This window comes from Kocuria sp. UBA5001 (assembly GCF_002398425.1).
GTDB classification, from domain to species: domain Bacteria; phylum Actinomycetota; class Actinomycetes; order Actinomycetales; family Micrococcaceae; genus Kocuria; species Kocuria salsicia.
On record NZ_DGYR01000009.1, the window covers coordinates 311,902 to 332,034 of the forward strand.

General features: G+C 71.0%; 20 protein-coding genes and 1 tRNA gene. 12 read left to right on the plus strand and 9 right to left on the minus strand.

The window, feature by feature from the left end; all coding sequences use genetic code 11:
* Window positions 1–51 precede the first annotated feature (51 nt).
* Window positions 52–726 (plus strand): hypothetical protein, encoded by a 675-nt coding sequence (locus B3G12_RS05405; protein ID WP_290499514.1) that lies wholly within the window; start codon window positions 52–54, stop codon window positions 724–726.
* Window positions 727–810: 84 nt separating this feature from the next.
* Window positions 811–2,727 (plus strand): CYTH and CHAD domain-containing protein, encoded by a 1,917-nt coding sequence (locus B3G12_RS05410; RefSeq protein ID WP_290499515.1) that lies wholly within the window; start codon window positions 811–813, stop codon window positions 2,725–2,727.
* Window positions 2,728–2,985: 258 nt separating this feature from the next.
* Here B3G12_RS05410 and B3G12_RS05415 read toward each other — a convergent pair whose 3' ends face one another.
* Window positions 2,986–4,800: an MDR family MFS transporter gene (locus tag B3G12_RS05415; protein WP_144941868.1), complete on the minus strand. Its 1,815-nt coding sequence runs from the start codon at window positions 4,798–4,800 to the stop codon at window positions 2,986–2,988.
* Window positions 4,797–5,417: a TetR/AcrR family transcriptional regulator gene (locus tag B3G12_RS05420; RefSeq protein WP_144941871.1), complete on the minus strand. Its 621-nt coding sequence runs from the start codon at window positions 5,415–5,417 to the stop codon at window positions 4,797–4,799. Before B3G12_RS05420 ends, B3G12_RS05415 begins: the two co-directional genes overlap by 4 nt.
* A gap of 108 nt (window positions 5,418–5,525) precedes the next feature.
* Here B3G12_RS05420 and B3G12_RS05425 point away from each other — a divergent pair, with 108 nt between their 5' ends.
* The 5 genes from B3G12_RS05425 to B3G12_RS05445 are packed head-to-tail and all read left to right on the plus strand — an operon-like array spanning window position 5,526 to window position 10,646.
* Window positions 5,526–6,602, plus strand: a complete 1,077-nt coding sequence (locus B3G12_RS05425; protein ID WP_290499516.1) for a hypothetical protein — start codon at window positions 5,526–5,528, stop codon at window positions 6,600–6,602.
* Complete coding sequence (locus B3G12_RS05430; RefSeq protein ID WP_290499517.1) at window positions 6,599–7,822, plus strand: glycosyltransferase family 2 protein; 1,224 nt, start codon at window positions 6,599–6,601, stop codon at window positions 7,820–7,822. The genes B3G12_RS05425 and B3G12_RS05430 overlap by 4 nt, the downstream gene beginning before the upstream one ends.
* The gene (locus B3G12_RS05435) at window positions 7,812–8,843 is read left to right on the plus strand and encodes a WcbI family polysaccharide biosynthesis putative acetyltransferase (protein WP_290499518.1); all 1,032 of its coding nucleotides are present in this window, start codon (window positions 7,812–7,814) and stop codon (window positions 8,841–8,843) included. Before B3G12_RS05430 ends, B3G12_RS05435 begins: the two co-directional genes overlap by 11 nt.
* Window positions 8,840–9,430 (plus strand): DUF3253 domain-containing protein, encoded by a 591-nt coding sequence (locus B3G12_RS05440; RefSeq protein ID WP_144941877.1) that lies wholly within the window; start codon window positions 8,840–8,842, stop codon window positions 9,428–9,430. Before B3G12_RS05435 ends, B3G12_RS05440 begins: the two co-directional genes overlap by 4 nt.
* A gap of 31 nt (window positions 9,431–9,461) precedes the next feature.
* Window positions 9,462–10,646: a M20 metallopeptidase family protein gene (locus B3G12_RS05445; protein WP_290499519.1), complete on the plus strand. Its 1,185-nt coding sequence runs from the start codon at window positions 9,462–9,464 to the stop codon at window positions 10,644–10,646.
* Between the two features lie 14 nt (window positions 10,647–10,660).
* On the opposite strand, the gene B3G12_RS05450 is transcribed toward B3G12_RS05445, so the two are convergent.
* Window positions 10,661–11,626: a cation diffusion facilitator family transporter gene (locus B3G12_RS05450; RefSeq protein WP_055086422.1), complete on the minus strand. Its 966-nt coding sequence runs from the start codon at window positions 11,624–11,626 to the stop codon at window positions 10,661–10,663.
* Window positions 11,626–12,066, minus strand: coding sequence for an ArsR/SmtB family transcription factor (locus B3G12_RS05455; RefSeq protein ID WP_094394551.1), 441 nt, complete (start codon window positions 12,064–12,066; stop codon window positions 11,626–11,628). Before B3G12_RS05455 ends, B3G12_RS05450 begins: the two co-directional genes overlap by 1 nt.
* A 219-nt stretch (window positions 12,067–12,285) precedes the next feature.
* Here B3G12_RS05455 and B3G12_RS05460 point away from each other — a divergent pair, with 219 nt between their 5' ends.
* Window positions 12,286–12,543, plus strand: a complete 258-nt coding sequence (locus tag B3G12_RS05460) for a hypothetical protein (RefSeq protein WP_290499520.1) — start codon at window positions 12,286–12,288, stop codon at window positions 12,541–12,543.
* Window positions 12,544–12,552: 9 nt separating this feature from the next.
* On the opposite strand, the gene B3G12_RS05465 is transcribed toward B3G12_RS05460, so the two are convergent.
* Together B3G12_RS05465 and B3G12_RS05470 are read right to left on the minus strand one after the other, a co-directional pair.
* A complete protein-coding gene (locus B3G12_RS05465) occupies window positions 12,553–13,395 on the minus strand; it encodes a TVP38/TMEM64 family protein (RefSeq protein WP_157053172.1) in 843 nt (280 codons plus the stop codon).
* Between the two features lie 104 nt (window positions 13,396–13,499).
* Window positions 13,500–13,572: transfer RNA gene (locus B3G12_RS05470), tRNA-Ala, on the minus strand.
* A gap of 101 nt (window positions 13,573–13,673) precedes the next feature.
* On the opposite strand from B3G12_RS05470, the gene B3G12_RS05475 reads away from it, so the two are divergent.
* A complete protein-coding gene (locus B3G12_RS05475; RefSeq protein WP_145009777.1) occupies window positions 13,674–14,630 on the plus strand; it encodes a LysR substrate-binding domain-containing protein in 957 nt (318 codons plus the stop codon).
* A 6-nt stretch (window positions 14,631–14,636) separates the two neighbouring features.
* On the opposite strand, the gene B3G12_RS05480 is transcribed toward B3G12_RS05475, so the two are convergent.
* Window positions 14,637–15,716 (minus strand): mechanosensitive ion channel family protein, encoded by a 1,080-nt coding sequence (locus B3G12_RS05480; protein ID WP_290499521.1) that lies wholly within the window; start codon window positions 15,714–15,716, stop codon window positions 14,637–14,639.
* Between the two features lie 35 nt (window positions 15,717–15,751).
* The gene (gene corA, locus B3G12_RS05485; RefSeq protein WP_290499522.1) at window positions 15,752–16,792 is read right to left on the minus strand and encodes a magnesium/cobalt transporter CorA; all 1,041 of its coding nucleotides are present in this window, start codon (window positions 16,790–16,792) and stop codon (window positions 15,752–15,754) included.
* A gap of 66 nt (window positions 16,793–16,858) precedes the next feature.
* Between corA and B3G12_RS05490 the strand changes: the two genes are divergently transcribed.
* From B3G12_RS05490 to B3G12_RS05500, 3 genes are all read left to right on the plus strand, one after another.
* A complete protein-coding gene (locus B3G12_RS05490) occupies window positions 16,859–17,383 on the plus strand; it encodes an NUDIX hydrolase (protein ID WP_144941896.1) in 525 nt (174 codons plus the stop codon).
* A gap of 8 nt (window positions 17,384–17,391) precedes the next feature.
* A complete protein-coding gene (locus tag B3G12_RS05495) occupies window positions 17,392–18,438 on the plus strand; it encodes a glycine betaine ABC transporter substrate-binding protein (protein WP_244944708.1) in 1,047 nt (348 codons plus the stop codon).
* 85 nt (window positions 18,439–18,523) lie between these two features.
* Window positions 18,524–19,741: a pyridoxal phosphate-dependent aminotransferase gene (locus B3G12_RS05500; protein WP_144941900.1), complete on the plus strand. Its 1,218-nt coding sequence runs from the start codon at window positions 18,524–18,526 to the stop codon at window positions 19,739–19,741.
* Between the two features lie 13 nt (window positions 19,742–19,754).
* On the opposite strand, the gene B3G12_RS05505 is transcribed toward B3G12_RS05500, so the two are convergent.
* Entirely contained in the window at window positions 19,755–20,063 is a 309-nt protein-coding gene (locus tag B3G12_RS05505; RefSeq protein WP_144941902.1) for an exodeoxyribonuclease VII small subunit, read from the minus strand.
* Window positions 20,064–20,133: the final 70 nt, after the last annotated feature.

Here is a 20,133-nt window from a genome sequence, read left to right on the forward strand (position 1 = left end):
ACAGTGGTGAGCACTACCTCGGCCAAGGTTCACGAACGGGAGACCCCAGTCATGGAGACATCGGCACACGCGCCGTCCGCCACCACGCTGCAGAGCGGATCCCTGGCGGGGCTGCGCATCAAGTGGGACCGCACCATCGTGTTCCTCACCGGTGCCGTTCTGGTGGCCGCGGCGCTCCTGTCCGCGCTGATCGCGCCCTTCACCGCCCTCTCGTGGGCCGTTCCCGTGGTGCTCTTCCTGCTGGGTGCAGGGTGCGTTGCCGGGTTGCGCTACCTGGCTGTGGAGGACAAGCGCCGCGGCGCCGTCCACACCGCCGCGCCGGTGGCCGCGCCCGCCCAGCACGCCATCTTCGACAACGAGGACGAGGCCCGCCAGGACCGCGCCGAGCAGACCCGCGCGGCGGATGCGGAGCTGGATATGCCGGGCGCGGACGACCAGCCCGGGCAGCGCGCGACGGAGCGGGTCTACACGGTGGCCGAGCTCCGTGCCGAGGCGCTGAAGGTTTCACGGACCACCGGTTCGGACACCACCACGTGGGAACCGGTCCCGGTTCCCAAGCCGCTGTACACCCAGGCTCCCGTGGTCGAGCGCAACGAGCCCGAACCCCTGCGAGTGCCCACCCGGCCCGCCGCGCGGTCCACCACTCTGAAGGATGCAGTGCGCTCCGGCGAACAGGAGAGCACTGCCCTGAACCTCGACGACGTCCTCAAGCGACGCCGGGCCTGACACCACTGCACCAGCCAACTTGACGACAGCTGCGCGCCGCGGAACCCCACGAGGGCCGCGGCGCGTTTCACACAAGGGAGCCCCATGGTCACGCAACAGGTTGAGATCGAACGCAAGTACGACGTCCCCGGTCCCCAGAAGCCCGCGTTGAAGCTGCACAACCTCGAGCGTTTCACGGTGGGCGAGCCCGTGGAGCACGACATGAGTGCCACCTACTACGACACCGCGGACCTGCAGCTGGCACGTGCCAAGGTGGCCGTGCGGCGTCGTCGTGGTGGTGCGGACGATGGCTGGCACGTGAAGTACCAGGCGGGAAGCGTCCGCGGGGAGGTGCATTACGAGCCCCTCAAAAGCGCACCGGAGCGGATTCCCGCCGCGCTGCGGAAGCTGCTGCTGGGGCTGACCCTCGGTGAGGACCTCACCCCGGTGGCCACGATCGACACCCACCGCACTGAGTACCCGGTGCTCGGGGAGGACGGGCAGTACGCGGAGCTGTGCCTCGACACCGTGACCGCGCGGGACGAGCGCGCTGGCATCACCCGTGCCTGGACCGAGTGCGAGGCAGAGCTCTCCCGGGACGACCTCACGGAGAAGCAGGCCCGCAAGGTCTTCGAGGCCGTGGAGGCCGTGCTGTACGCGGCGGGAGCCACACCGTCGTCCTCCGTGGCGAAGATCGCCCGTGCCCTCGAGCAGGACGGCGGGGACGCGGTGCGCATCGTGACCCCCGAACACGTCGAGTCGACGGCGGGCGAGGACGGTCGCGGTGCCGGGAAGGATGCCGACGGTTCATCGCCCGCGGGGGCTCCCGAGGACGGGGAGCGGAAGTCATCCGAAGAGTCCAGGAAGGCGAAGAACAAGAAGGACAAGAAGAAGAGCGGGGGCAAGGACTCGGGGGAGTCTGCGGAGCCGACCAGGAAGACGTCCAAGACCAAGGACTCTGGGAAGGACGCCGCGACCAAGGCGTCCGACGCGAAGCACGCGGGTGAGGGAGCCCAGCCCACCGGCGCGGACGTGCTCACGAGGATGCTGACCCGGCTGGTGGGCGAGCTGCAGGCGTGGGACTTCGCGGTGCGGCTTGGCGCCGAGGACTCCGTGCACCAGCTGCGGGTGCGCTCCCGTGCGCTGCGCAGCGTGCTGCAGGCATCACGGGACTTCGTGGCGCAGGAGGTGGCCGAGGACCTGGAGAACCGGCTCAAGCTCCTCGCCCGCGTGCTGGGGGATGCGCGGGACCAGGAGGTCGCCCGGGAACGCCTCGAGACCCTGCTGCAGGCGCAGTCCGCGGGGCTCGTGAGCATGGCGGCGGCCCAGGAGCTGCGCGAGGCGGCCGAGCACCTCGGGGAGGACGCGGCCCGCGGTGTGCGCCGGGAGCTCGACAGCCCCGCCTACCTCCAGCTGCTGAAGGACCTGCGGCACCTGGCGGCAGGGCAGGGCTTCACGGAGGAAGCCGCGCGGCACTCGCCCAAGAAGTTTGCCAGGACCGTGCTGGGGACCGCACTGAACCGCGTGCTGGCCAGGGCCGAGACGCCCGTGCCGGAGGACGCAGGGGAGGTCACCGTGAGCACCATGGCCGAGGTGGTGGGCGAACGGATCTCCCTGCCGGGCAGGGACCCGCGGCAGACTGCGGTCTCCTTCGAGATCCTCCACGAGACGCGCAAGGCCGCGAAGTCCGCCCGGTACGTGTCGGAAGCCCTCCAACAGGCCCACGCGAAGGCGGGCAAGAAGCGAGTGCGCGCGGCGGCGGTCGCCAAGGACTATCAGGACGATCTCGGGGTCATCACCGATGCCGCCGTCATGGAGGAGTGGCTCGCCCGCGTGGCACGTTGCTTCCAGCGCACGGGCAGGGACCGCTACGCCGTGGGGCTGCTGCACGGCCTGGAGCTCTCGGACCTGCGCAACGGCATGCTCGAGGCGCCCGAGATCCTGGAGGACCTCGTGGAGGACCTGCGGGACGCGCTGCCCAGCAAGCACTGCCTGCTTCCCGCCGAGCACCGGGGCGGGTGACGCTCGCGCCCAGGCAGCGCCCGAGAGCACTCGGGGGTACGCGGGACCGTCCGAGCAGCTGGGGGAGCTCGGGAAACCACGCGCGGACTGACTCGTCGCGCACAGACATGCAGAAGGGGCCGGGTGGCCAGCCGGGAGGTGTGTCCCGGCCGGTCACCCGGCCCCTTCGTGCGTTGCAGTGCCTGCCGCTACCGGGACGGCGACGACGCGGCGCTCACGGCGTGTGCCGCGGCCCGGTCGGTGCGCCCTCCCGCGGGCTCACGCCCTGTGGCGCGGTGCCGAGCGGCGACGGCGGGAGCGTCCCGCGCGGTGGTTCGCGACGGCCCGTGTCTCGGTCGGGGTGGCGTCGGAGGTGGACGACGTGGCACCGGTGCCTGCCTGCGCGACGGAGGCGGGCGCCGTCGTCGCCGAGGACGGGGCGGCGGCCGGGTCGTAGCTCGGGCCGGCGCCCGTGGTTGCCGTGGCCACGGCGAGCTGACCGGTGGTGGCGTCCGGCTCGTCGGAGTCAGCCTCCACAACCTCCCGGTCCACGCGGGTGGACAGCGGCTTCTCCACCACGAATGCGAGCATCACCAGGGCAACGAGCGCGAGCGGAATCATGTAGAGGAAGATCGGCAGCAGGGCATCGTTGTAGGACTGGATGACGGGGTCCCGGAACATCTGCGGCAGGGCGTGCACGCTCTGCGGCGTGAAGGAGTTGGCGTTCATGCCGCCGCTGGCACCTCCCGCGCCCCCGGGAACCTGGGGCAGGTTCTCCGCCAGCAGGTCCTTGAGACGGGAGATGAACAGCGAGCCCACCACGGCGGAGCCCACCGTGGCACCGACCTGACGGAAGAAGTTGCTGGCGGCCGTGGCGGTGCCCACGATCTTGTTGGGGAACGAGTTCTGCACGATCAGCACGAGGATCTGCATGCTCAGGCCGATGCCCGCGCCGAACACGGCCAGGTAGGCGCACATCCTGAAGGTGGAGTCGTCCACCTGGAGCGTGGACAGCAGCCACAGGCCCACACCCATGACCACCATGCCGACCAGCGGGAAGAACTTGTACCGGCCCGTGCGGGAGACGACCTGACCGGAGACGATCGAGGTGATCAGCAGGGACGCCATCATGGGCGTCATGAGCAGACCGGCCTGGGTGGCGTCCACACCCTTGACCATCTGGATGTAGGTGGGCATGTAGCCCAGCGCGCCGAACATGGCCACGCCCACGGCGAGTCCGGACAGCGTGGTGAGCGTGAAGTTGCGGTCCTTGAACAGGGACAGCGGGATCACCGGGCTGCTCGCGCGGGTCTCGGCGACCGCGAAGGCGATGCCGCCGGCCACGGTGGTGGCGCACAGCCACAGGATCTGGGGGGAGTTCCAGTCGTACTGGGTGCCGCCCCACGTGCACACGAGCACCACGCACGTGGTGGCCGCGGCCAGCAGGACCATGCCCAGGTAGTCGATCCGCTGGCTGCGCTCCCGGGTGCGCTGGGGCAGGCGCAGGAACGCGGCCACCGCGATGATGGCCAGGATGCCCAGCGGGATGTTGAACGAGAAGGCCCAGCGCCAGCCGGGACCCTCGGTGATCCAGCCGCCGAGCAGCGGCCCGGCCACGGAGGACACCGCGAACACGGCGCCCATGACGCCCATGTACTTGCCGCGGTCCCGGGCGGGGACCACGTCCGCGATGGAGGTCTGGGCGAGGATCATCAGACCGCCGCCACCCAGGCCCTGGACCACGCGGGCGGTGATGAGCCATCCCATGGTCCCGGCGGACGCGCCGATCACGGAACCCGCGAGGAACAGGAGAATGGCGGCGAGCAGCACCGGCTTGCGGCCAAAGAGGTCCGAGATGCGGCCGTAGACGGGCATCATCACGGTGGACGCCAGGATGTAGCCGGTGATGACCCAGCTCATGTGGTCCACGCCGCCGAGGTCGCCCACGATGGTGGGCAGGGCGGTGGAGAGAATTGTCTGGCCGAGGGACGCGAGCAGCATGACGACCATGAGGCTCGCGAAAAGCCAGCCGAGGTGTGTGGGTTTCTCCTCGGTGGCGGGGCTGGTCCCAGCCCGGGTGACGGTGGTTGTCATGAAATCTCCTTGAGGGCGGTGCGGAAGACACCGATGGCGTGGTCGAGGGCGAGCTGGACGGCGTCGTCGTCGAGGGTGGTCGCCAGGTGGGTGTTGGTGCGGAACGCGAACTTGATGACCGCACCCGCCAGTAGAACGAAAGCGTGCGATGTCTCCTCGGATCGAGGAGTGGTGCCCTGGGCCGAGTGCTCCACGACCGTGGAGACCACGAGGCTCTCCACGGTGGTGATGTGCATCCCGACCCGGCGTTTGAGCTCGGGGTTGTTCTCCACGAGCTCGTGACGGCGGGCCGTGAACTCGGGGGGACCGGTGGCGTCCCGCAGCACGTCCATGAACAGCCGGACGGTGCGGGCGAACTCGTCTCCGGTGGTCGGATCCAGGAACCGTTCGCGCGCCGCCTCGGAGATCCGCGGTTCGGTGGCGCCCAGGACCGCGGCCTCCTTGGAGGGGTAGTAGTTGAAGAACGTGCGGCGGGAGACCCCCGCGCGTTCGGCGATGGCGTCCACCGCGGTGTCCCCGTAGCCGCACTCGCCCACGAGTTCCAGGGCTGCCTGGTGGATCTCGGCGAGGGTGCGGGTGCGGTGGCGTTCGCGCAGTGACGGGTTGGATTCGGACACGCGTCAACTTTATGCATGAGTGCAAACTTGCACAAGTGCAGACTTTGCGCGAGGGGTATGACCTCGCTCACCCCGGATCGTGTCGGAGGTGCTCGATAGGGTGAACGCGTGATCGCACCCCTCCTGGCCTGTGTGGGCCCCGAACAGCACGGCGTCCGCATGCACGCCCAGGACCTCGCCGCACACACTCCCGACGCGCGCACGGTGGCCGGTTCGCTCACGGAGCTGCGACCGGTCCTGCTGGGGGAGTCCTCACCGGTCCACCTTCACTTCACGGACCGCGTCTTCGGCCCGTCACCGCAGGCCGCGGCCTCCTCCGTGGCGGAGATCGCCGCGGTCCGCCCGGTAACGGTCACCGTGCACGACATCCCCCAGCCCTCGGACGGCCACGCCTTCGAAGCTCGCCGTGCCGCCTTCGCCCGCGTGGTCGATGTCGCCCGCGCCGTGATCGTGTGCAGCGCCTCCGAGCGCGCGCAGCTCGAGCGCCACGTCCCCGCCACCTCGGGATTGCCGGTGCACGTGAACCACCTGCCCATCGACCCTCCCGAACCGGGTCCCTGGCACCGCGCCTGGCAGTGGGCCGGTGCTCAGCCTCCCTGTCCCTTGTCCCTGTCGGACGGCGACGGCACGGAGCGGGTTCCCAGGGTCGCCGTCCTCGGTTTCCTCTACCCGGGCAAGGGCCACGAGAGCGTGATCGAGGCGCTCGCCGGTCTCGACACGCCAGTGGAGGTCGTGGCGCTCGGTCGCGCGTCGGACGGCCACGAGGACCTCGTCCCCGCGCTCGATGCGGCCGCGCGCCGTCACGGCCACAGCTTTCGGACCACGGGGTTCCTCGACGACACCGCCCTGACCCGCGCCGCGCAGCGGGTCACCGTCCCGGTGGTTGCGCCGGCCCACGTCTCCGCCTCCGGGTCCATCGGACGGTGGATCTCGAGCGGGCGCGCCCCGATCGTGACGCCGCACCCCTTCTTCGAGGAGCTCGCCGAGCGGGCACCCTGGGCGCTCACGCTGACCGATGACCTCTCCGCCGCGCTGCGGGCCGCCCTCGCGGACCCGCGCAGCACGTGGATCGACCCTGCCCGTTGGAACGGCGAGGACCTGCCCTCCACACGGGTGGCCGCAGCCCGGCAGTGGGCACTGCTCACGGGCGAACAGATCCCGGCGAACCGCGGAGGTGACCGGTGAGTGCGCCCGCCGTGAGCGTCGTCGTGCCCTACTTCGAGAACCAGCACGGCCTGGACCGGCTGCTTGCCGCGCTGGCGCTGCAGGACCACCCGGTCGCCGAGATGGAGGTGGTCGTGAGCGACGACGGCTCCGCCGTGCCCCCGGTGCTCCCGCCCCTGCCGTTCCCGAGCTCGGTGGTGCGTCAGGAGAACCTCGGCTTCCGGGCCGGGGCGGCGCGGAACCTGGGCGCAGGCGCGTCCTCCGGGGAGGTGATCGTGTTCCTGGACGGGGACATGATCCCAGAACCCGGGTTCCTCACCGCCCTCCTGGCCGGGGTGCGGGACGCGGACGACGGCCACGGGGCGCTCGCGGTGGGCGCCAGGCATCACGCGGACCTCTCCGGCTGTGACGTGCCGGCGGTGGTGGAGTGGATCAGCACCGGTTCGGCACCGGGAGCGCGGCGGCTCGAGGACCCGCAGTGGCTCGCGCAGGGATACGAGCGCACCGCCGATCTCTCCCGCGCGGGGACCGAGGACTTCCGGCTCGTCATCAGTGCGCTGCTCGCGGTGGACCGGCGGCTGTTCGAGCGCTGCGGCGGTTTCGACGAGTCGCTCGTGGGCTACGGCGGGGAGGACTGGGACCTCGCCTTCCGCTGCTGGCAGCTGGGTGCGCAGTTCCGCCACGTGCCCTCCGCACGGGCGTGGCACGACGGGCCGGACCTCGCCGGGCGCGGGATCTCCCGCGCGGTGAAGGACGCCGAGACCCTGGCGCTGGCGCAGCGCATCCCCCTGCCGAGCACTCGCGGCGCGGGCGTGGTCTTCGAGCAGCCGTGGGTGGTGGTGCGGGTGGGCGGTCACGACGACGACGCCGAGGCATACCTGAGTGCCGCCCACCTGCTGCGGGACACGGACGCCGGGATCTGGTTCGTGGACCGCGAGGACGTTCCCGCCGCGCTGGCCGCGGACCCTCGCGCCCGCGCGGGGGAACCTCCGCGCGAGATTCTCGACCGTGCCCTGCTCCTGGCAGACGTCCACGCTCCGCTCCGTCTGGAGGTCCCCTTGCGCGTCTGGTGCGCGGAGGGGGAGAGCGAGGTGCCCGGACTGCTGAGCGTTCGGGACCTCCGCGCCGTGCGGCGGGGCGAATCGTGCCCGGACCGCAGACCCGTGCCCGATCCTGGCGCGCCCGTCCACGCCGCAGACACCAGCACACGACTCGAGGACAGGGTGGGACATGCCCGCTGAGCACACGCCGCACGTGATCGACGATGTTGATCCGCAGGGCCAGGACGCCGTGCACCGCCCGCCTGCGGAGTCAACCGTGAGCGGGCAGGGGCTGCAGGACGACGGGCGGCGCCGTCACTACGGAGACTTCTACGGGCTCACAGAGCTTCCGGACCTCCCCCTGTTCGCCGTGTACGGCAACTGCCAGGCCGAGTCACTGCGCGTGCTGCTGCACGGAGCGCTGGAGGGGCAGTGGCACGGCGTGCGGATGCCCCCGGTGCACGAGCTCACCCGTGAGGACCTCCCGCACCTGCACGCCCTGCTGCCGCGGCTGGGCCTGTTCGTCACCCAGCCCGTGGCGCCCGGTTACCGTGGGCTGCCGCTGGGCACGGACGACGTCGTGCCCCGTCTGGTCTCCCGGGTGGAGGTTGTTCGCGTGCCCGCGATGCGGTGGTCCGCGTTCATGCCCACGCTCGCGATCGTCCGTGCGCCGAGCGCGGGGGATCCGCCGGTGGTGCCGTACCACGACCTCCGGGTCCTCACGGCGGCCGCCCGGGGCGAGAGCACCGTGCACCTGGAGCATCCCTCGGCCGCCGCCGCGCACGCCGGGCGGGAGGAGTCCCTCGCGCAGCTGCGGATCCGGCAGGAGGCCCACCGCACGCTCGACGTCGCCTCCGTCCTGGACGCCGCCGGTCCGAACGCGGTGCACGTGATCAACCACCCGTGCAACGACGTGCTGCGCACCGTGGCCTCCGAGATCCTCGATGCGGCGGGGCTCTCCGCGCCGGTGCCCGACCCGGGGAGGGTGCTGCTCGGTGGCATCCGCGCGCCAGTCCACGAGAGCACTCTCGAGGTCTTCGGGTACACGGCCTCCGACCTGGACGGCGGGCCGCGGGAGGACTGGCTCGTCCAGGGGTCGCACCTCACGGAGGACACCGTGGCCGCGGAGCACCTGCGCTGGTACGCCCAGAATCCCGCCGTGGTCTCGGCGGGGCTCACGCGGCACGCGCGCCTGATCGAGCGCCTGGGGCTGCGCCCGTGAGCAGGCGCAGGGACCAGGGGGAGGCGTCGGGCACCGACGCCGCTCGGGAGGCGAGCGGAGAGCACCCGGAGGGCACGGCGTCGTCGGGCCCGGAGCGCACCGCAGACGGCCACCACGTGGTGGTGAACGGCCGGCGCTGGCGCGCCACGGACCCCGGGATCCCGGAAACGCTGCGGCAGGAACTCGTCGCGGAGCTGATGGGTGCCCGCCGTGCCGTGAGGTCCGAGGGCCGGGGGGCGAGGCAGCGTGTCCAGGATGCGAAGGTTGCGCTGGGAGAGCGCGGCGAACCCTGGTGGGAACCGCCCACGGAGGAGGGCCGGCGCGCACGGGAACAGGCGACCATCCGCGCCCTGCTGAGGCACCGGGCGGGGAAGACCATCTGCCCCTCGGACGTGGCCCGCGCCCTGGGCGGCGAACAGTGGAGGGAACTGATGGACGGAGTCCGGGAGGCGGCGCGGGTGCTCGCGGACGTGGGCGAGATCACGGTGCGGCAAAAAGGTGAGAAGGTGGACATTGCGACCGCCCGCGGTCCGGTCCGGCTGGCGCCTGGACCGGCCCTCAAGGGTCTGCCCGAGCCCGGGCGATGACGCCGCGCCACCACCACCGAGGAGCCCGAACGTGTCATTCCTGGAGGACGCCCAGCTGCTGCAGCCCGAGCTCGTTGAGCTGCGAAGGCGCCTGCACGCCCACCCTGAGCTGGGCAACGACCTCCCCTGGACGCAGCGGCAGGTGCTGGAGGCACTGGACGGCTGCGACCTGGAGATCACCCTGGGCCGGTCGCTGAGCTCGGTGGTCGCGGTGCTGCGGGGCGGGCGTCCCGGGCCCGCGGTGCTGCTGCGCGGGGACATGGACGGGCTGCCGATCGAGGAGCAGACGGGGCTCGACTTCGCCTCCACGAACGGCGCGATGCACGCGTGCGGGCACGACCTGCACACCGCCGGTCTCGTGGGCGCGGCCAGGCTGCTGAGTGCACGCCGGGAGGAGCTGCCCGGCTCCGTGGTGTTCATGTTCCAGCCGGGGGAGGAAAGCCCCGGCGGCGCCGCGCCGATGATCGAGGAGGGCGTGCTGAACGCCGCGGGCGAGCGCCCCGTCGCGGCCTACGGGATCCACGTGAGCCCGGGGGAGCCCGGGGTGTTCACCTACCGCCCAGGCACCCTCATGGCGGGGGCCAACCACCTGAGCGTCACGTTCCACGGCAGGGGTGGGCACGGCTCGCAGCCGTGGACCTCCAAGGACCCGGTCACGGCGCTGTGCGAGTTCGGCACCGCGCTGCAGACCATGGTGACGCGCCGGTTCAGCGTGTTCGACCCGGTGGTCGTGACCATGACGCAGCTGTGGGCCGGGGAGGCCATGAACGTCATCCCGGACAGCGCCCGCACGGCCGGCAGCGTGCGCACCCTGTCACGCGAGACCACCGAACGCTTCCCCCACCTGGTCCGTGAGCTCGCGGACGGCATCGCCGCCTCCTACGGGCTGCGTGCGCAGGTGGACTGGAACGAGTTCTACCCCGCGACCATCAACGACCCGCAGGAGGCGCGCTTCACGGGGGAAACGCTCACCCGGCTGTTCGGCGCGGAGCACGTGCAGGGCATGGAGAACCCGCGCATGGGCTCCGAGGACTTCTCCTTCGTGCTGCGCGAGGTCCCCGGGTGCTTCGTGTTCCTGCAGTGCAGCCCGGCGGACGTGGACCTCGCCACCGCACCCTGGAACCACTCGCCGCACGTGCGCTACGACGACGCCGTTCTGGGCGCCCAGGCGGCGGCGCTCGCCGAGCTCGCGTGGGGCCGGCTGCAGCTCGGCTGACGGGCACGCCCGCCTCAGGCGTGCAAGACCTCGTCGGACTCCGCGTGCTTGATGCGTGCTGTCTCGATCTGGAACGTGGAGTGGTGCACCGAGACGGCGAAGTGCTCGGCCACGCAGGTTTTGACGTCCTGCAGCAGGTCTGCCGCGTGGCCGTCCCGAAAGCACTCGTCCTCCACCACCACGTGGGCGCTGATCGTGGGCAGGCCGGTGGCCACGGTGGAGGCATGGACGTCGTGCACGTCCACCACGTGGTGCAGGCTCATGATGTGCTCGCGGAACAGGTCCAGGTCCAGACCCCGGGGCGTGAACTCCATCAGTACGGCAGCCGTCTCCCGCATGATCCGAGCGGCCCTCGGCAGGATCAGCGCGGCGATGAACAGGGCGGCCACGGTGTCCGCGCGCTGGAAGCCGGTCGTGGCGATCACCACCGCGGCCACGATCACGCCGAGGGAGCCCAGGGCGTCGTTCGCCACCTCCAGGAACGCGGCGCGCATGTTGAAGTTGGCGCCCCTGCTGGACGAGAGCACCAGGATGGCCACCACGTTGCACGCCAGACCCAGGGCGCCGAAGACGAGCAGCTCGGTGGGCGGCACCGCGCGCGGCTCCAGGAGCCGGCGGATGCCCTCCACCACCGCGAAGACCCCCACACCGAGCAGCAGGGTGGCCTGCGCCAGCGCCGCGATCACCTCCACCCGCCGGAAGCCCCAGGTGTGCTTGGAACTGGCCGGGCGGGCCATCAGGTGCGCGGCCACGAGAGCCACCAGCAGTCCGAGGGCGTCGGTCAGGGCGTGGACGGTGTCCGTGAGCAGCGCGAGACTCCCGGTGACCGCCGAGCCGACCGCCTGGGCGACCACCATCCCCGCGGTCAGTCCGAACGCGATCCACAGCCGCCACGTGGTTCCGCCCGCCGCTGCTGCGTGCTCGTGACCGGCGTGCCCCGAGCCGGGGGAATGCCCTCCGTGGGAGTGCCCCGCGCCCATCAGCGCTCACCTCGGCCGGAGGGGACCGCGGTGAGCCGCGCGGCGCGGGTGCCGGTGGCGACGTCGTCGAGCCCCGCGGCCACAGGCGGATGGTGGAGGTGCGAGCACAGCACGGCGTCCGTGCCGGTGGTGTGCAGGACCCGTTCCGCGGCCGTGATGACCGCCGCGAGCTCCTCCGGGTGGGTCAGGGAGTACCACGTGGCACGCCCCTCGGGGCGGGCAGCCACAAGGTGGCACTGCGCGAGGAAGCTCAGGTGCTTGCTCACCGTGGACTGGGCCAGGCCCATGTGCTCCACGAGGTCCCGGACGCGGTGCTCTCCGCCGGCCAGGTGCTGGAGCACGGCCAGGCGGGTGGGTTCACTGAGGGCCTGGAAGAGATGGGAGTACGCCGCCGTCGCCCGCGCGTCGAGGGCGGGGAGCTCGTCAGGATCAATCGCCATACGACGATGATATCGCTGGAGCGCGTGAATGCGAGGGGTGAATAAGGATCTGTTTGAGGTGGACTGGCCTACCTTGTCACTCTCAGGAGGGTGACGCGGCCGAACCATGGAGTCGGATCCCCGCCAGCATCCAGGAGCACACGCCATGCCCACCCGCACCCGAGAGCCCGCCAAGGACCGCATCCTCGCGGCAGCTTGCCGCCTCTTCGACGCACGGGGGTGGCCGCGACCGCCGTCGTGCTGCTCGCCACGACCCTGTTCACCGGGTCCACCCCGGCCACCGTGGTGCGCGTGGTGCTGCTGGGTCTGTTCGGGGTGAGCGCGAACAGCGTGCTCATCCACCTGCCCGTCCGCTGCGCCGCGCCGGGCAGTGCCCGGAGGCTGAAGCCACGGAATCTCCCGTACCGAACTACCTTCCGGAACGTGCGCGGGCAATCGGCGGACGTCACGGCGGACTCGCAGGAGCGCTGCCGCTGAGCCGCCGGGCTACTGGCCGGGGCGGCCCTCGGCGGTGCCGCTCGCCGACGTCGATACCCTGGCCCTGCGTGCCCGGCGAAGTTCCCGGTAGGCGAGCAGCGTCAGCACCAGCACGACGACCCACGCCACGCCGATGACCGTGCCGTGAATCACCGTGGGCTCGGTGATGAACGCACCGATCGCGACGAGGGAGACCTGCCCCGGGACGGTGCCCAGGGCGCTGCCGATCAGAAAAGACCGTTGAGAGACCCCGAACGCGCCGCTGCCGTAGTTGACCACCCAGTAGGGCAGGCCCGGGGTCAGGCGCAGCAGGTAGGTGCCCGAGGTGCCCGCCTCCTGCAGGCGTTCCTCCACGGTGGCCGCGTGGCTGCCGAGCAGCTTGCTGACCGTGGCCTTCCCCAGGCCGCGAGCGAGCCAGTACGCCACCCAGCTGCCCAGCATGGCGCCGATCACCGAGAGCACACTGCCCTCGACGACGCCGAACAGCACGCCCCCGGCGATCGCCAGGACCGAGACGGGAATGGGGGTCACGGCGAGCGCCGCGTAGAACACGATGAACGCGGCCCACGCCAGGCCGCCCCAGCCGTCCAGCTGGTCCCGCAGGACCTGCGCCGAGGGCAGCTTGACGTGGAACGCGAGCCAGAGCATCACGAAGAGGACGAGCACCAGCAGTGCGTTGCGCAGGACCTCGCCCCACTGCACGCCGCTGCTGGCCGGTGCCACCGGGTCCACAGGTCCCGCGGGGTCTGTGGGCTCCCCCGACGTGGTGGGACGGGAGCGCGACGCAGCCGCGCGAGGATCCTCCGGTGCGGTGTGGGAGGCGGGCTCGGGGCTCATCGGTTCGTCGGTCATTCTCTCCACTTCCACGGTGCGGGCGGCGGGGGCGGGCACCTCGGGTCCATCACACACGCAGGAAGCCCGTTCCCTCCGGGGAGGGAACGGGCTTCCTGGGACTGTGGAGCTTAGGGGAATCGAACCCCTGACCTTTTCATTGCGAACGAAACGCTCTACCAACTGAGCTAAAGCCCCGAACAACAGGGAACACTCTAGTCCTCCCGGCCGGTTTTCGCACATCAGCCGGTGGGGCGGACGTGGCGGGTCGCGTGCGCCGCGGCGCCTAGGCTGGTGGCATGACCGCCGAAGACCCCACCGTGCCGCTGTCCGAGCCCGTCGAGACCGCCCACGAGACCCCCGCGGAGACCGCAGGGGAGACCCCGCAGGAGAGCGCCGGGAACGACGCCGCGCAGGCGCCCTCCGCATCCGAACCCACGGATGCCCGCCACGGCCTCACCATCGGCTACGTGCCCGGTGTGATGCCCGGCAAGTGGTTCGGGCGGTGGCGCGAGCGGCGGATGCGCCCGGTGCTGCGGGACGAGCTGGTCCCCGCCGCCGGCTGGCGTGAGGCGCTCGACGGCGGCAGCGTGACCGCATGCTTCGTGCGCCTCGGCTGGAGCCCGGCGGACCCATCGCTCGAGTCCCTGCGCACCACCCACCACGCCGTGCCGCTCTACGACGAGCTGCGGGTTGCGGTGCTGAGCACCGACGACGTCCTGGGCGTCCTCGACACCCTCACCGTCGCGCAGCTCACCGAGGAGTCCACGCCGCAGCCCCACGCGGACATCGACGACGCCGCCATGGCCGTCGAGCTCGCGGCCGCCGGTGTGGGCCCCGTGGTCCTCCCGATGTCCGTGGCCCGGCTGCACGCCCGCAAGGACGTGACCACCCGCGAGCTGACGGACGCCCCCACCGTTCCGGTCGCCCTCGTGTGGCCGAAGGGTCTGGACGACGACACCGAGGACGCCGTCCAGCGCTTCGTGGGAGTGGTCCGTGGTCGCAAGGAGACCAGCGGGCGGGAGGAAGCCGGCCGCGCGGCGTCGTCGTCCGAGCAGCGGGAGAAGAAGGCAGCCGAGCAGCCCACGGCGAAGGAGCGCGTGGAACCGGTGGCAGCGGCGTCGTCGACCCCCAAGAAGCCCGCCGCGAAGGCCCAGTCCGGGGGCTGGGCCAAGGCTGGCGCGAGCACCAAGCCGGGCCTGCGCCGCAAGCCGGGGCGCAAGGTCAAGAACGGGCGGAACAAGAAGCGCCGCTGAAAGTGCTCAGCCGTCCCCGCGGCGCTCGGAGGACGTGGTGCCCGCGCCGCCCGTCTCCTCGCGGCTGGGGGTGCGCCCGTCCGGCGTGTGGCTGTCCGCGTCCGCGGGGTGCGGAAACACCGGGGTGGTGCGCAGGTTGCCGGTGGTCGGCACGCGCGGCACGGGGAACGAGGTGGTGGGCGCATCGCCCTGCATCTCGGGCTCCGAGCCGGTGCGCACGGTGACCTGGTTGGTGGCCGGGATCCGCAGGCCCTCGCGGTCCAGCATCTTCTTGATCCGCACGCGCATCACGCGGGCCACGTCCCACTGCTGCAGCGGCGCGGTCTTCACCGCCAGGCGCAGCGTGATGTTCTCACCGGTGACGTTCTCCACGCCCCACACCTCCGGGTCCTCCACGATGCTGGGCCCGATGTCCGGATCGTCGCGCACCATCTGCGCCTCGTGGGCGATCATGTCCGCGATCAGGTCGATGTTCGTGTCGTAGGGAACGGGGATGTCCAGCACGCAGCGCGCCCAGCCCTGGGACTGGTTGCCCACGCGCAGGATTTCGCCGTTGCGCACGTGCCACAGGGTGCCCTTCACATCCCGCACCTGGGTCACGCGCAGCCCCACGTTCTCCACGGTGCCGATGGCCTCACCCAGGTCAACGGAGTCCCCGATGCCCAGCTGGTCCTCCGCGACGATGAACACCCCGGAGAGGTAGTCCTTCACGAGCGACTGCGCGCCGAAGGACAGGGCCACGCCCGCGATGCCCGCCGAAGCGAGCACGGGAGCGATGTTGAACCCGAGCTCCGAGATGACCATGAGGATCGCGATGGCCCACACCACCAGCGAGGACACGGAGGAGAGCACCGCGCCGATCGTGCGTGCCCGCAGGGCCTGCCGCTCCGCGGCGATCCCCGAGTCCTGCACCCAGCGGGCCTGCCCGTGGTCGAAGCGCCGCACGATCCGCGACTGCGTGCCGCGCGCGATCCCGCGGGTGATCTTGCGGATGAGCAGGCGCGCGACGGCGGAGACCACCACCGCGCCCACGATCACCAGGGCCACGCGGAAGGGTTTGTCGAGCCAGAATTCCCAGTTGTCCATCCCTGCCAGGCTAGAGGTGGCGGATGGGAGTGCGCTCACAGCCAGTCCTTGATCTTGAACACCGCGTAGAGGACCACGCCCACGAGCACCATGAGCACGAGGGCGAAGGGGTAGCCCAGGGTCCAGTGCAGCTCGGGCATGTTCTCGAAGTTCATGCCGTAGATGGAGCCCACGATGGACGGGGCGAAGAGGATGGCCGCCCAGGAGGAGATCTTCTTCATCTGGTCGTTCTGCACCATCGCGGCCTCGTTCTGCCGCGCGGTGGTGAGGGTTGAGTCCAGGCTCATGGCGTCCGTGAGCGAGGAGCGCATGGAGTCCAGCTTGCCGCTGACCTGGATCACGTGGTCCAGCACGTCCCGCAGCCGGTGCTGCAGCTCCTCGTGCGTGCCGTACTTGGTGAAGCCCGCGAAGTAGCGGCGCATCACCTCGCTGAGCGGCGCCACGCCGCGGTGGAACTCGTTGACCTCCCGCGCCAGCTCGTAGATGCGCTGGGAGACGTTGGACTCGCCCGCGAACAACGAGTCCTCGATCTCGTCGATGTCGTTCTCCAGGCCGCTGAGCACGGGGAAGTAGTCGTCCACGATCTGGTCCAGCAGCGCGTAGAGGATGCCGTCCGGTCCGAAGCACAGCAGCTGCGGATCCGCCTCGACCCGCTTGCGGGCCTTGCCCACACCGCTGGACTCGGAGTGGCGGATGGTGATCACGAAGTTCGGGCCGGTGAAGATGTGGATCTCCCCGATCTCCACCGTCTCGGACTCGTCCTGGTAGACCGCCGGGCGGATCACGGTGAACAGGGTTTCCCCGTAGCGCTCCATCTTGGGCCGCTGGTGCGCCTGGACGGTGTCCTCCACGGCGAGCTCGTGGAGCTGGAAGTGCTCGGTGAGGGACGCGATCTCCTCCCTGGACGGGCGGTAGAGCCCGATCCAGGCGACCACGGTGTCCGCGTGGTCGTCCTGCGCGCAGTCCTGCTGGGCCCGGTCCATGACCGTCTGCAGCAGCCGGTAGGTGTCCTGCAGGGACTGGGGGGACTCGACCTTGCGGCCGTCTCGGTAGATGGCGCTCTCCACGATGCTCACCCGGCCATTATGGGCCCCGACGGCGACTGTCAGGGACCGCAGGGGCCCGTCAGTAGACTGGCGCCCATGACTCAGCCCTTCGACTCCCGCGTGGGCGCCTACGCCCTCATCATCCGTGACGAGCAGCTGCTGCTCACCCACTGGAACCCCCGCCACCCGGGTTTCGAGGGTGCGTGGACGCTTCCCGGCGGGGGCATGGAACCGGGGGAGCAGCCCGCGGAGACCATGGTCCGCGAGGTCTTCGAGGAGACCGGTTTCCGCGTGGACTCGGACGGGCTCGTGGACGTGCACAGCTACTGGATGACCCCCGAGCAGCGATTGGACGGCCAGGACCGCGGCAACCACGCGTGCCGGGTGATCTACACGGCGCACGTCACCGGCGGGGAGATGGCGGTGGAGCAGGACGGCTCCTCGGACGACGTCGCCTGGATCCCGCTCGCGGAGGTCGGCTCGACCCCGCGGCTGGACCTGGTGGACCAGGCACTGCGGCTCGCGGGTCTCAGTGACCGTCTGGGCGCGGCGCGGACCCCCACCGAGCGCATCGCGGAGCAGGACGTCTCCACCGAGCCCGGGCGCGGCGGGGACCGGTGAACCCCGGGGTGCGCGTTCGCGCGGTGGCCGTGCTCACCCTCGGCGCGCTTGCGCTGGCCGGCTGCGGGCAGGCTGCACCGCAGGACGGCGGGGACGGCGCGCAGACCGGGGCCTCGGCAGCGTCGTCGGACGGCGGCACCGTGAAGATCGCGACCGGCGTGGACGTGCAGACGAAGGTGCTCGCGCACCTCTACCAGCAGCGGTTGCAGGCGGACGGGGTCAACGCCACCGTGGTGGACGTGGGCTCCTCCCGCGAGCAGATCGTGGACGCCCTGCAGGACGGCCGGGCCACGATGGTTCCCGACTTCACCGGCGACCTCTACGTCTACGCCCGGCAGCACGAGACCCCCGAGACGCCGCAGCCGAGTGCGAGCGGTTCCCCCGCGGCGTCGGCCACGCCCGTCGCCAGCTCGGACGCGCCCCGCGGCCTGCTGGACTCCCTGGGCCAGTTCCTGGGGATCACGGGCGAGACGGGCCCGTCCGACGACGACGTGTACCGCGCCCTGCCGGACGTCCTGCCGCGCGGGATCCGGCTGCTGGACTCCTCCGGTGCGCAGCGCACGGACCGCATGGTGGTGACGGCGGTGACCGGCGCGAAGTACTCGCTGGGGGATCTGAACTCCGTGGGAACGCACTGCGGGCAGCTGAGCGTGGGCATGCCCACGGGCTACGCGGCCAGCGCCCAGGGGGAGCGCGGACTGAAGGCGTACTACGACTGCACGCCCAGGGCCACGCCCGAGTACGGCAGCACGGGCGAACTCGTGGACGCGCTGCTGAGCGACGGCGTCCAGGCGGCGGTGCTGCCCTCCACGGATCCCGCGATCGAGGACGACGGGCTCGTGGCCCTCGACGACCCGGACAGGCTCTTCCGCCCGGAGCGCGCCGTGGTGATCGGCTCCGACTCTCTGAGCGACGACGCCGCGGCCACGGTCAACGCCGTGTCCGCGGACCTCACGTCCGAGGACCTCACCACCATCACGCGCCTGGCGGGGGGCAGCTCGCCCGCCATGACGCCGGAGAAAGCGGCCACCTACGTGCGCGAGCAGCCCCGCTGACGACGTCGCCCCGCCCGTCCGGGGCGAACCGCGCGGTGGCCTGGAGCTGGGTCACGGCCGCGGGAGTGCCGAGTAGTCTGAGCCCATGGCAAAGGTGAACCAGTCCGACAAACTGAAGAACGTCCTCTACGACATCCGCGGGCCCGTGCTGGAGCAGGCCGAGAAGATGGAGGCCGCCGGCCAGCGCATCCTGCGCCTGAACATCGGCAACCCCGCTCCCTTCGGGTTCGAGGCACCGGACGCCATCCTCGTGGACATGATCAAGAACCTGCCGAACGCGCAGGGCTACTCGGATTCCCGGGGCATCTACTCCGCGCGCACCGCGGTGGTGCAGTACTACCAGACGCGCGGGATCATGAACCTGGACACCGACGACGTCTACCTGGGCAACGGCGTCTCCGAGCTGATCACCATGACCCTGCAGGCGCTGTGCAACCCGGGCGACGAAATCCTGATCCCTTCCCCGGACTACCCGCTGTGGACCGCCTCGGTGGCGCTGTCCGGCGGCACGCCCGTGCACTACCTGTGCGACGAGGAGAACGGGTGGAACCCGGACCTCGAGGACATGGCCTCCAAGATCACGGAGCGCACCAAGGGCATCGTGATCATTAACCCGAACAACCCCACGGGTGCGGTGTACTCGCGGGAGACCCTGCAGAAGATCGTGGACCTCGCCAAGGAGCACGATCTGATCCTGTTCTCGGACGAGATCTACGAGAAGATCACCTACGACGGTGCGGAGATGGTCAACACCGCGAGCCTCACGGGCGAGGACGTGCTGTGCCTGACGTTCTCGGGCCTGTCCAAGGCGTACCGGGTGGCCGGCTACCGCTCCGGGTGGCTCGCAATCACCGGGCCGAACTGGCGCGCGGAGTCCTACCTGGAGGGCATCAAGCTGCTCGCCAACATGCGCATGTGCGCAAACGTCCCTGCGCAGCACGCCATCCAGACGGCGCTCGGCGGCTACCAGTCGATCAACGACTTCATCCTGCCGGGCGGGCGGCTCAAGGCGCAGCGTGACATCGCCCACCGCAAGCTCAACGAGATCGACGGCATCACGTGCGAGCAGGCCCACGGCGCGCTCTACCTCTTCCCGAAGCTGGACGTGGAGAAGTTCGGCATCGTGGACGACGAGCGCTTCGCCCTGGACCTGCTCAAGGAGCAGAAGATCCTGCTGAGCCACGGCACGGCCTTCAACTGGGGCAGGCCGGACCACTTCCGCCTGGTCACCCTTCCCGCCGTGGACATGCTGGACACCGCCCTGGACCGCCTCGGGGAGTTCCTCTCGACCTACCAGCAGTAGCGCCGCACGCGCGTCACTCGTTCGACGACGCCGCCTGCTCCCGGTCCTCACGACGGGCGCGGGCGGCGTCGAGGCGTTCCCGGGCGCCGTCGAGCCACTGCTCGCAGCGGGTGGCCAGTGCCTCGCCGCGCTCCCACAGCTGCAGGGACTCCTCCAGGGTGGTGCCGCCGGCCTCGAGCCGGGAGACGATGTCCACGAGCTGCTCGCGGGCCTGCTCGTAGCCCAGGCCGTCGACGTCCGAGAGGTCCGGGCCGGTGCCGGGGGCGTTGTGCGGGGATCCGGCGTTCTGCTGCGTGTCTGCGTTCTGGTTCTGCTGTGCCATGGGGGTTCCTTCCGGTGAGGTGCGGGATGGTGCTCTGGCGCTCTGTTGCGCTCGTGCTTGGGTGCGGGGG